General features: G+C 46.5%; 20 protein-coding genes. 3 read left to right on the forward strand and 17 right to left on the reverse strand.

Going from position 1 to position 16,246, the window contains the following annotated elements; genetic code table 11:
* Window positions 1–1,509, forward strand: a 1,509-nt coding sequence (locus FWJ59_RS03045) for a penicillin-binding transpeptidase domain-containing protein (protein ID WP_414480518.1), incomplete at its 5' end; no start/stop codon positions are given.
* Window positions 1,510–1,593: 84 nt separating this feature from the next.
* Here the strand turns inward: FWJ59_RS03045 and spoVAE are convergent.
* From spoVAE to ftsH, 13 genes are all read right to left on the reverse strand, one after another.
* On the reverse strand, window positions 1,594–1,950 hold the full coding sequence (spoVAE, locus tag FWJ59_RS03050) for a stage V sporulation protein AE (protein ID WP_414480519.1): 357 nt from the start codon (window positions 1,948–1,950) through the stop codon (window positions 1,594–1,596).
* Window positions 1,951–1,953: 3 nt separating this feature from the next.
* Window positions 1,954–2,970 (reverse strand): stage V sporulation protein AD, encoded by a 1,017-nt coding sequence (spoVAD, locus tag FWJ59_RS03055; RefSeq protein WP_414480520.1) that lies wholly within the window; start codon window positions 2,968–2,970, stop codon window positions 1,954–1,956.
* Between the two features lie 9 nt (window positions 2,971–2,979).
* Window positions 2,980–3,432, reverse strand: a complete 453-nt coding sequence (spoVAC, locus tag FWJ59_RS03060; RefSeq protein WP_414480521.1) for a stage V sporulation protein AC — start codon at window positions 3,430–3,432, stop codon at window positions 2,980–2,982.
* A 217-nt stretch (window positions 3,433–3,649) separates the two neighbouring features.
* Window positions 3,650–4,075, reverse strand: a complete 426-nt coding sequence (locus FWJ59_RS03065) for a stage V sporulation protein AB (RefSeq protein WP_414480522.1) — start codon at window positions 4,073–4,075, stop codon at window positions 3,650–3,652.
* On the reverse strand, window positions 4,072–4,692 hold the full coding sequence (locus FWJ59_RS03070; protein ID WP_414480523.1) for a stage V sporulation protein AA: 621 nt from the start codon (window positions 4,690–4,692) through the stop codon (window positions 4,072–4,074). Before FWJ59_RS03070 ends, FWJ59_RS03065 begins: the two co-directional genes overlap by 4 nt.
* Window positions 4,693–4,716: 24 nt before the next feature.
* Window positions 4,717–4,884 (reverse strand): hypothetical protein, encoded by a 168-nt coding sequence (locus tag FWJ59_RS03075; RefSeq protein WP_414480524.1) that lies wholly within the window; start codon window positions 4,882–4,884, stop codon window positions 4,717–4,719.
* 114 nt (window positions 4,885–4,998) lie between these two features.
* Entirely contained in the window at window positions 4,999–5,766 is a 768-nt protein-coding gene (gene sigF, locus FWJ59_RS03080) for an RNA polymerase sporulation sigma factor SigF (RefSeq protein WP_414480525.1), read from the reverse strand.
* Window positions 5,750–6,211, reverse strand: coding sequence for an anti-sigma F factor (spoIIAB, locus tag FWJ59_RS03085; protein ID WP_414480526.1), 462 nt, complete (start codon window positions 6,209–6,211; stop codon window positions 5,750–5,752). Before spoIIAB ends, sigF begins: the two co-directional genes overlap by 17 nt.
* Window positions 6,211–6,561 (reverse strand): anti-sigma F factor antagonist, encoded by a 351-nt coding sequence (gene spoIIAA, locus FWJ59_RS03090; protein ID WP_414480527.1) that lies wholly within the window; start codon window positions 6,559–6,561, stop codon window positions 6,211–6,213. Before spoIIAA ends, spoIIAB begins: the two co-directional genes overlap by 1 nt.
* A gap of 147 nt (window positions 6,562–6,708) precedes the next feature.
* A complete protein-coding gene (locus tag FWJ59_RS03095; protein ID WP_414480528.1) occupies window positions 6,709–6,933 on the reverse strand; it encodes a hypothetical protein in 225 nt (74 codons plus the stop codon).
* 83 nt (window positions 6,934–7,016) lie between these two features.
* Complete coding sequence (locus FWJ59_RS03100) at window positions 7,017–7,583, reverse strand: 50S ribosomal protein L25 (RefSeq protein WP_414480529.1); 567 nt, start codon at window positions 7,581–7,583, stop codon at window positions 7,017–7,019.
* 112 nt (window positions 7,584–7,695) lie between these two features.
* Complete coding sequence (locus FWJ59_RS03105; RefSeq protein WP_414480530.1) at window positions 7,696–8,130, reverse strand: hypothetical protein; 435 nt, start codon at window positions 8,128–8,130, stop codon at window positions 7,696–7,698.
* Between the two features lie 77 nt (window positions 8,131–8,207).
* Window positions 8,208–10,031, reverse strand: coding sequence for an ATP-dependent zinc metalloprotease FtsH (gene ftsH / locus FWJ59_RS03110; protein ID WP_414480531.1), 1,824 nt, complete (start codon window positions 10,029–10,031; stop codon window positions 8,208–8,210).
* 291 nt (window positions 10,032–10,322) lie between these two features.
* Here ftsH and speD point away from each other — a divergent pair, with 291 nt between their 5' ends.
* Both speD and FWJ59_RS03120 read left to right on the forward strand, forming a co-directional pair.
* Window positions 10,323–10,700 carry an adenosylmethionine decarboxylase gene (gene speD, locus FWJ59_RS03115; RefSeq protein WP_414480532.1) on the forward strand — a complete coding sequence of 126 codons (378 nt, stop codon included), beginning with the start codon at window positions 10,323–10,325 and terminating at the stop codon, window positions 10,698–10,700.
* A gap of 106 nt (window positions 10,701–10,806) precedes the next feature.
* Entirely contained in the window at window positions 10,807–13,323 is a 2,517-nt protein-coding gene (locus FWJ59_RS03120) for a PBP1A family penicillin-binding protein (RefSeq protein ID WP_414480533.1), read from the forward strand.
* On the opposite strand, the gene FWJ59_RS03125 is transcribed toward FWJ59_RS03120, so the two are convergent.
* The 4 genes from FWJ59_RS03125 to FWJ59_RS03140 form a co-directional block, all read right to left on the reverse strand.
* Window positions 13,302–14,015 (reverse strand): tetratricopeptide repeat protein, encoded by a 714-nt coding sequence (locus tag FWJ59_RS03125; RefSeq protein WP_414480534.1) that lies wholly within the window; start codon window positions 14,013–14,015, stop codon window positions 13,302–13,304. The two genes, FWJ59_RS03120 and FWJ59_RS03125, sit on opposite strands and share 22 nt — an antisense overlap.
* Window positions 14,016–14,027: 12 nt before the next feature.
* The gene (locus FWJ59_RS03130; RefSeq protein WP_414480535.1) at window positions 14,028–15,023 is read right to left on the reverse strand and encodes a lipoate--protein ligase; all 996 of its coding nucleotides are present in this window, start codon (window positions 15,021–15,023) and stop codon (window positions 14,028–14,030) included.
* A 66-nt stretch (window positions 15,024–15,089) separates the two neighbouring features.
* The gene (locus FWJ59_RS03135; RefSeq protein ID WP_414480536.1) at window positions 15,090–15,854 is read right to left on the reverse strand and encodes a L,D-transpeptidase family protein; all 765 of its coding nucleotides are present in this window, start codon (window positions 15,852–15,854) and stop codon (window positions 15,090–15,092) included.
* Between the two features lie 130 nt (window positions 15,855–15,984).
* On the reverse strand, window positions 15,985–16,221 hold the full coding sequence (locus tag FWJ59_RS03140) for a hypothetical protein (protein WP_414480537.1): 237 nt from the start codon (window positions 16,219–16,221) through the stop codon (window positions 15,985–15,987).
* Between the last annotated feature and the right edge of the window lie 25 nt (window positions 16,222–16,246).

Below are 16,246 nucleotides of genomic sequence, written 5' to 3' on the forward strand. Positions count from 1 at the left end.
TCTGTATACGGGCCCTTCATCGAAGCTGGCTATCCCGGTGGAATCATACTGGAAGACGTCCCGGTACCTATAAAGGGGTTAGAAGACCAATGGAACGGCAGAGGCTATCCCCTCAATTTCAACCACAAATTCAGTGGGCTTGTGGATGTACGCACAGCCATAAAAAATTCCATAAACGTGGCAGCCGCCAGAATAGTAAAGGAACGCGTGGGCCCCAATTACTCAGCTGAAAAGCTTTTGGAATTGGGCATAACCAGTTCGCCATATGTAAACGAAAAAGCGGTGTCCAACCTTGCCCTTGGCCAGGACGGAATAAACATGATCGAAATGGCAGCGGCATATGCCACCATAGCCAATAAGGGAGTTTACCAAACCCCCGTATCCTTTACCAAAGTGTTGGATAGAGACGGAAATGAGATCCTCAACAAGGATAACATTCAGGTAAAAAGGGTGGTCTTCAAGGAAAGCACAGCTTTCATCCTGACCGACTGGTTAGAAACGGTGGTAAATAGCGGCACTGGTAGCAGAGCCAAGTTTAAGAAGGCCATGCACATTGCGGGCAAAACCGGTACCCTCAATGATTTCAAAGGCGTGTACTTTGCTGGGTTTACCCCTTATTATACAGCAACCGTATGGATAGGCCACGACCTTTGGAAACCCTTAAAGGATGATACTCAAGGAGGATATTATGCCGCTCCTCTGTGGAAAGCGGTAATGGAGCCTATACATCAGAATCTCGAAAACAAGCCGTTTTATGAGAAAGTGCCCGAAGGAGTAGTACGCGTCACCGTATGCAGCGTATCTGGCAAGCTGCCTAACGGTACGCTGTGCGAAAACGACGCAAGCGGCCGTGGGCTGGTAACTGAGTGGTTTCCGGTAGAAGCCGTCCCAAAGGATAAATGCGATGTGCATCAGGAAGTCGAGATATGCCAATACTCGGGTAAAATCGCCTCGCCATACTGCCCGAGGGAGCACGTGGTTAAAAAATCGGTGGTTGTATTGCCGGAAGATTCACCCCTTCGGCAGTTGAGCGATGATCAACTACAAAAGTATCTGCCAGGTGCGTTTAAGGATATGGTGGATTTTTCAACCCTTGACTACAACAACCCCGAGGATAATCAATACTTTTGCCAGCTGCATACGCAGGAATGGTATAATTCGCAGCAGTTCAAGGAAGATCTGTTCAGGCGTGCACAGGAACTGATAAATTCGATACGCCATAAGATGTCCGCTCCCGAATATCGAGGCAAGTTGAGCGACAAAGAACGTAACACCCTCGAAAAGGCGATTGAAGCGTTGCTCAACAGCTTCAATCAGGCAACGGTTGAACCTCCTGCAGAAGGTAAACAGCCATTGACCCAGCTGCCACCGTTCGACCCACGGCCCGTAGAACAAAGCATGGCCCAATTATCAGAGCTTTCAAAAACTATCTTCGAGGCATTAGACAGCCAACTTGAGCAGGAAACCTCAGACGAATATCAATATCTACCCTCTCCACCATTCCCTTAAAGCCATCGTTCAGCGATGATGTCATAAAACAAAAAAGGCGAAAACAACAAAAAGAGGGGTACTAAACTAAAGTGCCCCTCTTTTTTATCTCTTCATCTTCGGGTTGAACAGTACAGCCGCCAGATAGCCAAATACCACTGCTGCTGTAATTCCTCCGGCAGCTGCCCTTACGCCGCCCGTAAAAGCGCCTAGAACTCCCATCTCATCTACTCCCTTCATTGCCCCCTTGGCAAGGGTATATCCAAACCCCGGGAGTGGGACGGTAGCTCCTGCGCCGCCGAATTTTACGATGGGTTCATACACCCCTATGGCAGTCAATATAGCACCCAGCGTTACAAAACAAACCAGGATTCTAGCTGGCGTCAGGTTGGTTTTATCGATGAGTATCTGACCGATAACGCATATCAAACCGCCAACTACAAAGGCCCTCAAATACTCCATGTTTCATCCCCTATCCATATCAATGGTTATGGCATGGGCAATACCCGGTATGGATTCGCCCTGCTGGGTACTGGTGGTGCTGAGCAGGGCTCCTGTGGAGAGCAGCAAAATGCGCTTGTAAACGCCTTCCTCCATCTTTCTTAAAATATAGCCTCCAAAGACCACTGCGGAGCATCCGCAACCGCTGCCCCCCGCATGTACGTCCTGTTCCCTGCTGTATATCTCGCAACCGCAGTCGATAAATCTATCGCTTATGTCATAGCCCTCTTTCTTCAAAAGGTCAATGGTCAGCTCCCTTCCAAACCAGCCCAAGTCACCGGTGACAATGAGGTCGTATGCCTCTGGGCCCTGCCCTGTATCTTCAAAATGTGCCTTTATGGTAGCTGCCGCCGCCGGAGCCATGGCAGCGCCCATGTTATAGGTGTCGGTTATGCCATAATCTATAACCCTGCCGGTAGTTACATGGGTAATGTATGGGGGTTTTTCATCGTTGGACAGCAAAAATGCCCCTGCACCCGTTACAGTCCAATGCGCGGTGGGCGGACGCTGGGTCCCCATCTCGAGGGGGAACCGATATTGCCTCTCGGCGGTACAGAAATGGCTGGAAGTCACGCACAGCACAAGATCAGCATACCCGGCATTGATAAGCATAGCCCCTAGGGACATAGATTCGGTTAGGGTTGAACAGGCGCCATACAACCCAAAAAAGGGTATCCCCAATGTTCTGGCAGCAAAATTGGCAGTTATGATCTGGTTGAGCAGGTCACCCCCCAGGAGATAGTTTACATCCTGAGGCTGCTTCCCAGCCCTGATAATTGCCATCCTTGCTGCTTCCTGATACATGCGGCATTCTGCCTTTTCCCAGGTTTTTTCACCCCACATATCATCCTCCAACACCACATCGAAATACTCGCCCAGGGGCCCCTCTCCCTCTTTCTTCCCTACTATGGTCGCCCTGGATAGGATGCAGGGCGGATTTTCAAGCCTTACCGTTTGACCACCTAATCGATATTTGGCCATATAGTTCCCTCACTTTACAAAGAAATATATTAACCCGACTAATACCGATGTGCTGATGCCGTACACCAGAACAGGGCCAGCTATGGAAAACAGCTTGGATCCCACTCCAAAGACGTATCCTTCCTTTTTGAATTCCATAGCAGGCGACACTATCGAGTTGGCAAACCCGGTAATGGGTACCACCGATCCAGCGCCGCCATACTTCCCTATATCGTCATACACTCCCAGCCCAGTCAGCAACGCACCTATGAAGATCATCACTATTGCGGTAAAAGCCGAAGCCTCTTCGGTGTTTAAATTGAAGTAGCTCTTCCCCAAATTGCTCACAGCCTGTCCTATGGTACAGATGGTTCCCCCTACTAAGAATGCCAATACGCAATCCCTCAAAAGATTTGACTTTGGCATCTTTCGCTGAACGTATTCCTGATACTCCTTATTTAGCTTTTGCTGTTTCACGTCCACCTTTTTAATACCCCCTTTCTTGTTATTTTAGAGCTGCTAATTTAATTTATCCCACCGTAGATGCCGAATTATTCTTTTTATTTTTCGAGTCCCTGCTATTTGACAGCTTTCTTATAAGGTCATGCCTCTCCTCTTTTTCCTCAATATTTCTCATTTCGGGCACTGATGTTTTTATCTGATGATAGCATTCCATCGGCTTCCACGTCCTTCCACTTCTTTAATAAAATCCAGGTGCTAACCAGTAAATGAGGGAACCGACTATTTTGCCCATTATTATGGCAAAAACCAGAATATATATGAACTTTATTATCCCAGCGTAGCTTGAAACTACGTACAAAACGCCCAATACTTCTGCCAGCGCCGAAGCCAGCATTCCAACGAACATGCCCATAAACACAGCTATAATGGGAATCACAAATTTCCCCATGGAAAATTTCACATCCATCACATATACAAGAGCAGACAAAAAAGTTCCCGCCAAAATGGACAGTTTGACAACAAGTACATGCTTCCTTCTGCCACTTAAGACTACAAGTCTTGGCACAATATCCAAGGCTATAAAAAGCATTGACAACCCTCCACCCACTACAAGCCCGCCTGCCAGGCCGATAAGCACCTCAAGCAACGCTGTTACCCATTTCAATCTTCCTCTTTCTCCTCCTCATCTCTTTTATAGGAAAATATTTCCCTTTCGTAGGTGTATATTTCCAACTCCAGAGGCCCCGGATTCCCCCTTTTCTTTCCGATGGAAAAAACGTCAAAGAACACAGCTATGCCTATGCCTACACCTATGGAATACGGAATGCTTATAAGGAGGGGACGCGAACTCTTTTCCCCGGTAATGATATAATGCAGGTTGCTGTGTACCTGATGCATGTTGACATCGGCATGAAAATACATTATGGCCAATCCCGAGCCAATCATCAACAATAAAGCTACGGCTGTCAGCTTGAGCCAATCAACCAAACCATTTGAAGGCCTCTGGTCCTTGTATTCTATAAGCGCTTTTCCATCTCCAATCACATGTATATCTGATACCCCCGTTTTTTCGCTTATAAGCCTTATGACCTCAATGGCAGTTATAATGTGATTTCTATTGTGGTGAGCTTGCAATATCACGATATCTTTGATGGCCTCTTCCACATGTTGAGAGCACAGGATTTCTATTGCATCTATAAGATATACTGGCTTTCCCCTTTTCTTTATGATATTAGGTTTAAATTGAAAAAAAATAGGGGCACTTTGATTAGTCTGGTCCATAAGCGTTCTTCCCTTGGTTATACTTCAAAACGCAGCTTTTTCCTCCACTTTTTCCTGATAAACAAATCGGGCTCCCGAATAGGTTTTATCCTGCTGTAAGCCTTTATTGAGCAACCATACGGAAACAGCCACTGCTGCTAGAAACATCACGGAAATCATAACTATGGCCACGCTCTTGACTCTAGTCCTCATTTGCCATTCCTCCTAATAATTATCTTAAATTCCACTTCACCTTTAGTATGTGCTCAACATGGCTTTTTATCCAAAAAAAAAATAAGCGTCCGGATCGATCAACCGCGGACATCTTCATAGCATCTCTCTCATTTTCAAAAGCACCTTTTTTTCAATCCTTGAAACCTGTACCTGGGATATGCCCAATTCGTTGGCAATGTCGCTCTGGGTCCTATCCTGAAAATACCGCATTATGATGATTGCCCTTTCCCTTCTGTCCAACTTTGCCAGCATCTCTTTCAGCATGATGCGGTCTATAAGCTTTCCCATCTGGCTGGTATCCTGATGAATCTTGTCTATCAGCAATATAGGGTTATCATCATCTTCATATATGATATCGTATATAGACGAAGGGATACGGTTTGCTTCCATTGCATGGACTATTTCTTCGGGCGAAACGCCCATCTCGCCTGCAATCTCATTGATGGTAGGCTCCCGGCACAGCTTGTTCTTAAGCTGTTCCTTGACGGTCTGAGCCCTGCTGGCCAGCTCCTTCAATGACCTGCTCACCTTTATGGGGCCATCATCCCTCAAGAATCGTTTAATCTCACCCATTATCATGGGAACGGCGTAAGTGGAAAATTGTACATTGAAGGAAGGATTATAGTTGTTTATAGCCTTGATAAGTCCGATGACCCCTATTTGAAACAGGTCCTCGTATTCGTAGCCCCTGTTCAAAAAACGCTTTACGATGCTCTTTACAAGGGCAATATTCCTCTTTACCAGCTCCTCTTTCGCCTGCTCATCCCCATTCTGAGCCCTGTTTATCAGCTCTAATATCTCATTTTGCGGAAGCGTTTCCTTTCCTCTTTCCCCACCAAAGGCTTCAACCCTGTCCATCATTTCTCCTCAGCTCTCCACCGGCACTCTTTAGGTATTTTACCAGCTTAACCCGTGTGCCCTGCCCAGGAGCCGAAATCACCTCTACTTCGTCCATGAAGGTCTCCATGACGGTAAATCCCATGCCAGAGCGTTCCAGCTCGGGTTTTGAAGTATAAAGCGGCTGCCTTGCCTTCTCTATGTCCTCTATTCCCTTTCCCTCATCTATGACTTCGATCTCGATTTTCCCTTCATACAGCTTTGCTATTACGGTTACAATTCCTATGGTGTTTTCATATCCGTGAATGATGGCATTAGTCACGGCCTCTGATACAGCGGTCTTTATATCGGCAATCTCCTCTAAGGTGGGGTCGAGCTGAGCCGCAAAGGCAGCAACAGTGACCCTGGCAAACGATTCATTCTGCGATTTGCTCGGGAACTCCAAGCGCATCTCGTTTATAGGTTCCACTATTCATCACACCCCCCTACGGCGGACAGCGCTTCTTCAATGCTGTCGTATTTCCTTATTATCCTGTAAAGGCCCGACACCTCCAGCACCTTATTGATCTGAGGTGTGACATAGACCACCGAAACCGCCCCACCCCGCTGTGAAACCACTTTGTATCTCCCGATGAACACCCCGATACCCGAACTATCCATGAACTTAAGCTGGCTCAAATCAAATATCATGTACTTTATGCTTGGATCTTCAAGCATGCTGTCCAGCCGCTCCCGTACTGCATCGGCAGTGTGATGATCCAACTCCCCTTCAATTTTGACCACCAGCGCCTGTTTGATTCTACAGCTAGAAATTTGCAATGAAATCCCTCCTCCAGCTTACAGGCATAATACACTTATATATTCTTCGTCCGCTTCAATTCTCCTTCAGAGAATATTGGCTATTTTTGTATTTTATATTAAAAACATACAAAAATCCCTTCGATATTTGTCGAAGGGATTTTTGCGTTACGGAACCTCTACCTCCTGTATTTCCACCCTAATCGACTGCGTCTTGTTCATGTCTTCGATTATCTTCCTTGCGTCGGTCCAGTTCTTGTACTTTTTCTTTTCTTCCTCGGTAAGTATGACCTCGTCCAGCAGCTGCCTGCCAGTCATGGGCTTATCGCTTACATAGGTTTGCATTATAGGATTGTTTTCAACAACGGTTAGAATAGCGTATACGTACTTCATAGCTTCCTCCAAACCCTCTCCCTTATGTATTTTCCCTTACCAGTTTACAACATAAAGGTTAAAAGTTCAATAACCTGACAAACTTATTCGGGCATCAAAACGACTGCTACCACCTTATCGGGTGGATCCTGTATAGCTATATCGCCATCCACCTTTAAATCGCGTACCCTTATGGCATCGCCCGGTTTCATATCCCCAATATAGACATCAATGTGGGACGGCAGCAGATGGGCAAAGCCTTCTATAGTGACGGTTTCGGCCTGTCGCTGCAAAACCCATCCTTTGCCTTCCAGCTTATCGGCTCCTACAAGCCTTATCGGTACATTCATGCTCACCTTTTTGTTGCCCTCTAAGTCCTGAAGATCTATGTGAATAATATCACGGGTAACCGGATCCCGCTGAACCTCCTTCAACACCACAGTCCTTATATCTTCTTCCATAGCTATTTCAAAGATAGCAGACTCGCCAAGCCGGTGTATCAGGGAATTCAATTCCTTCTTGCTGGCTGCAAGCTGCCGCAGTGACGCATTGCCGCCGTAAAAGTTAATAGGAACAAAACCATGGCGCCTCAATTGCTTGGTGCTTTTATCCTGTTCCCTGCTAAATACCTTCAGTACCCTGTCGTTCACCCAATCACCCTTTCCTCTCATAAAATGGCGCTTTTTTATATTATTTCCCATTGAGCTGGATTTTATAACCTCGGCATAAAACAAAAAAGCAGCAGGAATTCCTGCCGCTTTACGATTTTAATTTAAATAGCTATTACCACCATCTGCGCGGGAAAAATCTTCTTCTCCTGCGGAATAGTTCGGATAGGAGTATGATAGCGATCAAATCCCTCAGTATGGGAGTCCGCCGACGTTCCAGCTGGAGGTTTTCGACATCCAACTTTTGATGCATTTTGCCCCCTGCATACTCCTCCAGTTCTGGCATCTCCTTTACGCACATGTCATAGCACCTGTTTATCATCTCCTCTATCTGAGCCTGGCTAGGATAGAGGACGTAAGGATTATCCATCTCGTCACATATCCTGCATACATAAGGATAAATTTTATAGTATATTTCGGGATACATGACGGGACAGGCCATGTCGTCATAGATTTCGGGCTCCATCCAAGGAATCATATGCCCATACCTGTAGTGATACTCCACAGGGTACATACATTCAGGCATCCACAAACGATCGTCGTAATTCAAGATACCGCCTCCCCCATGCTTAAAATACCTTTTTGCTATATACAATATATGAGGAAGGCTTTTAAATGGTTCTAACCCTACGCCGTCACTCGCCTTTTATGGCATTCCGTTATAATCCGGTCAAGTTCCTCTTCGTCGAGGGTTTCCTTTTCCAGCAATGCCGTCGCCACAGCCTTGAGGACATCCCTATGCATGAGCAGCAAGGACTTCACCTCTTCATAGTAGCTTTCCATGGTTTGCTTGCACTGCGCCAGCACCTCATCTGAGACCTGGCGTATGCCGTTGCTGTAGAGAACGTCGTAATTGAGAAGGCCCGTGCCTTTGCCCATACCAAGGCGCCTTATCATATCGAGCAATGTCTCAGTAGCTCTTTCCAGGTCATTGGAAGCGCCGGTGGTGATGTTGTCCTGGCCAAACGTTATCTCTTCGGCGGCTCGGCCGGCCAAGGCTATCTTAATGCTGCTTTCCATATCCCTTTTTCGATAATACATTCTGTCCGGAGGGATGTTCATGCTGAAACCGCCCATCCCTTTGGTGTTGGGTATTATGGTAACCTTTGAAACCCTGTGCTGCGGCGCTATCAGCTTGGTAACCAGCGCGTGACCCGCTTCATGGAATGCGGTAACCTCGCGGTCCATCCTGTCTATAGTGCTCCTATCCTTCTTTTCCAATCCAGCTATGACGATATAGAATGCCTTATCTATGTCTGCCTGCTCGATAAATCCGCTATCCCTCTTGGCTGCCAGTATTGCTGCCTCATTCATTAGGCTTTCCAGCTTGGCTCCACTAAAATACACCGTCTGTTGCGCTACCTTGTAAAGGTCAACGTTCTTGGAAAGGGGCTTACCCCTGCTGTGAAGTTTCAATATCTCATACCGGCCCTTCACATCTGGCAGCCCAACTTCAATATGCCTGTCAAATCTCCCGGGCCGAAGCAACGCCGGATCCAGCACATCCAGGCGATTGGTAGCACCTATCACTACGATGCCTTCATTATCCTTAAAGCCTGACATCTCTGCCAAAAGGGCGTTCAAGGTCTGATCGCGTTCGTCATTGCCACCTCCATCGATACCCCTATCCCTCTTCTTACCCAGAGCGTCAATCTCATCGATGAATATCACACACTTGCCATTTTCCCTAGCTTTCTTAAACAGGTCGCGAATTCTTCCGGCACCTACGCCTACGTACACCTGCACAAAATCGGAACCCGATACGGCATAAAAAGGCACATCGGCTTCACCGGCTACCGATTTTGCCAGCAAAGTCTTGCCGGTTCCAGGCGGGCCGTATAGTATGATGCCCCTGGGCAACCTTGCACCGTACCGTGCATACTTCTCAGGATTTTTTAAAAAATCTATGATCTCCCTCATGCTCTCTCTGGCTTCGTCCATGCCGGCCACATCATCAAAAGTGACCTTCTTTTCCTCCTCAGGATATACCGAAATGGATGATATTTTACCCATGCCTCCTTGTGCCTGCCTCACCGTTTTGGTAGACAGAAAATACAAAAAGCCTGCAAATACGCCCATGGTGATAAGAAAACTTCCGGTGTCCCTTATTTGCGTCCGTCGGCTCATCTCATCCACTGCGACACCCTTTTTGAGGAGTTCCTCCTTAAACCCTTCCTTTCGCGGATTATCGGTTATAAACTGGCTCCCATCTTGAAACTCTCCTTTGAGCATATCCCCATCGTCAAGATAAACTTTCGCAACCTTGCCCTCATCCACCGCCGTTATGAATTCGTTGTATGAAATTCGTTGGGGATCCGGCTCAAAATAGAGATATATATAATATCCAATTATTGCCAATAGCAATATAGACGCCAATATCGACATCTTCTTGGCAGTACGCATGGCTTCTTCACTCCCTTCGTCTGGTGTAGAGAGATCGTAACTCTGCAAAGGCGACAAACATATTATATATAAGAGTATATACCATTATATATATTATTGCAAGCACAAAGATGTCACTAAATCTGCTCGAAAATTTGGCAAAGGAGATTGATTTTTTTCTTGATTTATGTTAAAGTATTGTGCAGCATGCGAGGTTTTGGCTAAAAAGAGTATCCGCTTATCAAAGGGTTGGGACATCTGCTGAACTAGCCGTCCCTTATTGGAGGGACTAGGGCATCAGTTGTACTAACCTACCCCCGTAAGCGGATACTAAAAATTTCGTATAAAGGGGGTTTGCTTATGGATACCTATTCGAGACACTGCATTTTAGAACTATGGGGATGCAATCGGGAACTTTTAAATGACATCAAGTTCGTTGAAAAGATGATGACTGAGGCTGCGTTGCAAGCGGGAGCAGAAGTGCGGGAAGTAACCTTTCACCAGTTTGCGCCTCAGGGCGTATCGGGAGTAGTAATTGTTTCCGAATCCCATTTGGCCATCCACACCTTCCCCGAACACGGGTATGCCAGCATTGACGTCTTTACCTGCGGTAAACGCATTGATCCAAAAAAAGCGGCCTCCCTCATCGCTCAAAAGCTGGAAGCTAACAAGATTTACGAAATGAACGTAGAACGCGGACTCGGGGAAATGCATATTGTAAAGGATTTTAGCGGTTAACTAAGGCTCCGAGAAGGAGCCTTTTTAATTTAGTTTAGTTTAATCCTTCGGTTTATAGGGAATAATCAAAAGATGGAATTGAGAACGTACCAGGAGGTTATTCCCTATGAACCAGCATGAACCGATACCTTCTCGTATGAGCAGAAGGAGAAAGAAAAAACACAGATCATTCTATCAAACCATAGCTATAAGCTTTCTAAGCTTTTTCATACTTGGACTTATGTTTGCAGCCGTATATTTCAACATCATAATCACTGAGCTTAAAGACATTGACCTGAGCAAAATAGAAAACATCAAACAGTCGTCGTTCATATACGACATGAACGACCAGCTTATTACCAGCATATATGGCGTAGAAAACAGGATAAAAGTCTCTCTGTCCGAAATCCCCGAACACGTTAAAAACGCATTTATCGCGGTGGAAGATGTTCGCTTCTATCGCCATCACGGCTTCGATATAAAGCGCCTTTTCGGAGCGCTGTTAGAAAACATCAAACAAGGGAGGTATGCAGAAGGGGCCAGCACCATCACCCAACAGGTGGCGCGCAACGCTTTTCTCACTCAAAAGAAGACCATACACAGAAAGCTGCAGGAGATATACCTGGCATACAGGTTGGAAAGGATATATTCCAAAGATCAGATACTGCAGATGTACCTCAACTTGATATATTTTGGCAAGGGGGCATACGGGATAGAAGCCGCTTCAAAGTTATACTTTGGCAAATCCGCCAAAGAGCTGACGGTGGCTGAAGCTGCTTTGCTGGCAGGCATTCCCAAAAGCCCCACAAAATATTCCCCTTTTAACAACATGGAGGAATCGCTAAAGCGCAAAAATTTGGTTATAGACCTGATGGTAAAGCATGGTTTTCTTTCTGAGGAAGAGGGAGAAAAAGCCAAGGCAGAAAAGCTGGTATTTGCCACAATATCGCCTCGAAGTTATCCTCATCGCTTTTTCATGGACATGATCCTTGAGGAAGCCGCTGATATACTGGGGGTATCCGAAGAAGCCCTGCTGACGCAGGGATATAGGATATACACCACCCTTGACAGGCAATTACAAAGGTACGTTGAAGAACTGTATTCCAACGATGAACTGTTCCCCAAATGTCCAACAAGCGGTATCCCCTGTGAGAGCGCTCTGGTAGTGCTCCATGTGCCCTCAGGAGAAGTTCGATCCATCATAGGAGGCAGGCAATACCTGGATGGGAATACCGTCCTACAAAAAGGTCTAAACCGCGCCATACTGCCTAAACAGCCAGGCTCCACCATAAAGCCCTTGCTGGTATATGGCCCTGCCATTGAATATTTTGGTTACACTCCTGTTACCTTCGTCCTGGATGCCGAAACCAAGTTTGGCGATTATAAACCTTCTAATTTTGACGGCAAATACCGCGGATGGATAACAGTCAGGGAGGCCCTGGCCGATTCAATAAACATCCCCGCTGTCCGGGTGCTGAAAGATATAGGAATTCAAAACGGGATCGCTTTTGCTGAAAAATTTGGAATACCCTTTGCAGAGCAGGACAGGTACAGCCTTCCCATTGCCCTGGGAGGATTTTATAAAGGCATAGCTCCTATAGAGCTTGCCCGGGCATACGCTGCTCTAGCCGACAATGGAAGGTACAAGGATTACACCACCATACGCCGTATAGAAAATTCTCACGGTATAACGGTATATCAATCGAAACCTATAAAAACGCAGGTAATGAGCGAAGAAGGCGCCTTTATTTTAAACGATATACTGCGCTCAACTGTCGAAAGCGGAACAGCCACCAGGCTTAAATCCTTAAACATACCCCTGGCAGCCAAAACAGGCACGGTGGAGCTTCCGGATACCCCGCAATTTGAAGAAATAGACGGCCTAAAGGATGCCTGGATTGTGGCATATAATCCGGAATATGTCGTTACAGTGTGGATGGGATATGACAATGTAGACAAACAACACTATCTACCTGCTGATGCGGTGGGCGGGAAATACCCTGCCGAAGTAGCAAAAGCGATCTTTGGATATATATATAGGAATAAAAAGGCGCCCGATTTCACAAAACCTGCCAATATCATAGAGGTCAAGCTGGACGCCAAAGCGCTAAAAGAACAAAGAAAAGCGCTTCTGGCATCCCCCCTCACGCCGCCTGAATATGTGGTGACCGAATACTTTACCCCAGGAACCGCCCCTACCCAGCAATCCAACTACTGGGTACCCCCCCGAACTCCTTTCGATTTCAAAGTGACGTTGAATGACGATGGCTTGCCGGTTATCTCATTTAAACCGCAAGATACCTTCGCCGTCCATAACATCTATAGAGTGGAAGAGGATAAAAATACCCCCTTGCTCATCCACCAGATAAAAACGGGAACCTTGGATGAGGTAGAATGGGTGGATACCTTGGTAAATCGCGGCAAACGATACACCTATTTTGTAGTTCCAATACACCCCGAATTGGAAGTGGAAGGTCAACCGTTGCAGGGCACCCCTACCGCACGTATTTCGATAAACGTACCGCTATCAGTCCCATCCCAGGATGAGCAACAGCCAACAGGCACCGCTGAAAACCTTGATAGCATTTACAGTTCCCCACAGCAGAGCAGCAGAAAAACCGTCTACTTGAGATTGCTGGATTGAATGGCCAGGTTTACCTCATCCAGCTTTTGCTGTATAGCCTCCCTGGTCACAGTGCTTAAAGGGTTGATATTGCATTCCAAAGCCTTTTCAAGCTTTTCCCTGGCAGCTTGGAGGTTGCCTTCCTGCTCATAGATACATCCCAGATAATAGAGCGTGGAGACCTGGTCCTCTTTGAGCGACTCGGCCTTCTCAAAACACTTCTTGGCCTCTTTTAGCTTACCCATCATATAGTAGGTCTGAGCCAGGTTATCCAATATGACGGGGTCTTCATCATCGTATTTTACGGCTTCCAAATTGTACTTAAATGCTTCCTCCAGGTTGCCTTTTTCAATGAGCAAATATCCCAAAGTTCCGTATATCCTTGCAGTCCTCTGTTTCCGATGGAGCTCCTTAAGCATCTCAATAGCGGTATCAATATCCCCCAGCTTCCAATATGCCAAGCTCAAATTCAACTTGGCCGTATTCCTAACTGAGTCATTATAACGGGGGTCGATTAGAACGCTGCTGAAGATGTCCTTGGCTTTCTGAAACTGACCACTTTTTAAGAGCAAAACCCCATAAGCCAGCTTGTAAGAAGGCCTACTCATATCATGGGCCATACCCCTTTCATAAAAGTGCATGGCCCGCTCCAGCTTGTCCCTTACATGGCAATAGTATCCTAGCATGCCGTATATATTTCCTATAAGACCCATAAAATCACCTGCCTAAAAACCTTTGTTTAGGATCCATTGAATTATATCTTCCAGCATTTGCCTCCTAAGGCCCTCATCTACATCTAAGGACTGTAAAGCTTTGGCCATGGCTTGAGAATTGAATGCACAACCTTTAAGGGCGTGCGGTATCATCTCTATAAATGCCTCGTCCATGGCATCGGAATACACCGTTACATTTTTTATGGTGCCTTTTTCAAGCAAAAAGTACAATTCTATGCCACCCCAGCTGAAACGGGTATCTATGGTCATATTAAACTGGGGAGTTTCGCCATATCTCCATTCCCACGATGAGTATTTGTCATACAGCTTTTCAACCTCTGACCTATCAATGACCTCATCTGCATGAAGGGCAGGGCCGCAGTCTCCGTAAAGCTGCTTGAAAGACCCCACTACCGCTTCCTTGACATCCTCCACCGTGATGCTGGGATTTATGTCAACCAGATTTATCACCCTTGAGCGCACCGAATCTATGCCCTTGCTTTGAATCTTTTGTTGGGGTACTTGCAGGTACCTCACCATCCTATCGTAATCCAGCGATACCAGTATGGTTCCGTGATGCAAGGCCGAATGCTTGCGATAGCAAAATGCGTTACCAGAAAACTTCTTGCCATCCACCACCAAATCGTTGCGCCCGCTAAACTGGGCATTTATGCCCAGCTTTTTTGCCGCCAGCAGTATGACCTCCAACTGAGATGGAATGTGGAACTTTTCCTTATCAACCAGGAATGAGAAGTTGAGGTTGCCTAAATCGTGGAACACCGCTCCACCGCCTGAGATGCGCCTGGCTAGCTTCCCACCCTCCTTTTCCAGCAGGTCAACCCGGCATTCTTTCCACGGGTTTTGATTTTTACCTATCACCACGGTGTTTTGGTTTTGCCATAGGTATAGCACGCACTGGCCCGGCTGTACCCTTTCGAGAAGATGCTCTTCTACAGCTAGATTCCACCACGGATCAACTGTTTCTATCATAATCACTTTGGTCAACATATCCTTTGTACCCCCATTACATCTGCAGCTCCATCATGTCCTTTTGCTAAAGTCTCAACTAAATTTTTACTCAAATGGAATAATCCCCAGCGCTCTGTATGTAGCCCAGTCTACATAGTGGTCTACAGGCAATCCATGGTCCTTTTTAAACCTTATAAGGGCGTACTTCATCCCCTCGCCGTATATGCCATCTAAACTCCCCTGATAATAGCCTAAACGCTTTAGCCTTTTCTGTACCTCCAGCACATGAGAGCTTCGGTCCCCCGGCTTCAGCTTCACGAGCTGGCTGCCAAGGTTGCCAAAAGGACCACCATACACAACCACTTTGGTGCGGTAGGGCACCAGGTCATACAGCTCCTCAACATCCCTGTTCCTCATGCGAAAACATCCGGCCGACGCCCTACGTCCTATGGACTCCGGCCTGTTGGTCCCGTGAATGCCGTATGACCCCCAGGGCACGTTTAAACCCAACCACCGGGTCCCAAACCCTGACCCCCAATTCCTGGCCTTGCTCACAATCTCCCAGACTCCGATGGGAGATGGCGTGGAAGGCTTCCCCTGAGCTATGGGATATTTCTTGACCAATTTGTTGCCCTTAAACAGGTATAGCACCGATTCGGTCAAATCGATGAAAATGTTGTACTCCCCTTCCTCCTGCCCGTCGCTACCACCTTCCCGCTGCGAGGTAATATCACCATACACGCTGTCCACCGGCACATCAATCTCAGAACCAAATTTCAAGCTGTACTCTTCCAAAGCCACATACAAAAGGCAAAAGATAACCACATACAAAAGGGCTATGGTATCCTTCGCCAGCTTATTTGATGCCATCCTAATCCCCTCCTGTTTAGCTTATTATATTCAATTACCCTGGCAATTTAGACTACCTAATGTTGGAGGTAGGATGGCACCTTATCTACAGAAATACATAACAAGGCGTGATATATAGCATCACGCCCTTTCAGTGTAGCCTACGCCTTACTATGACGTAAAAGTCATTGCCCTTACCACCATAGTAACGATAATCCATTCCCAACCTTTCCAGTTCGTTTATGAGTATATCCTCTTCATAGCTGTATGCCGACTCTAACCTTATGGTAACTTCGTCGTTAGGCAACATCTTCTGCAGGCTTTCCCTTAATCGCCTCAGGTCCTTTTCCTGAATCTCCAGTCCCAAATTAATCATGATATTAGCCATAAAAGCCCTCCTTCATCCCTCTCCT

Source organism: Caldicoprobacter sp. (assembly GCF_047459465.1).
Classification (GTDB): Bacteria; Bacillota; Clostridia; order Caldicoprobacterales; family Caldicoprobacteraceae; genus Caldicoprobacter.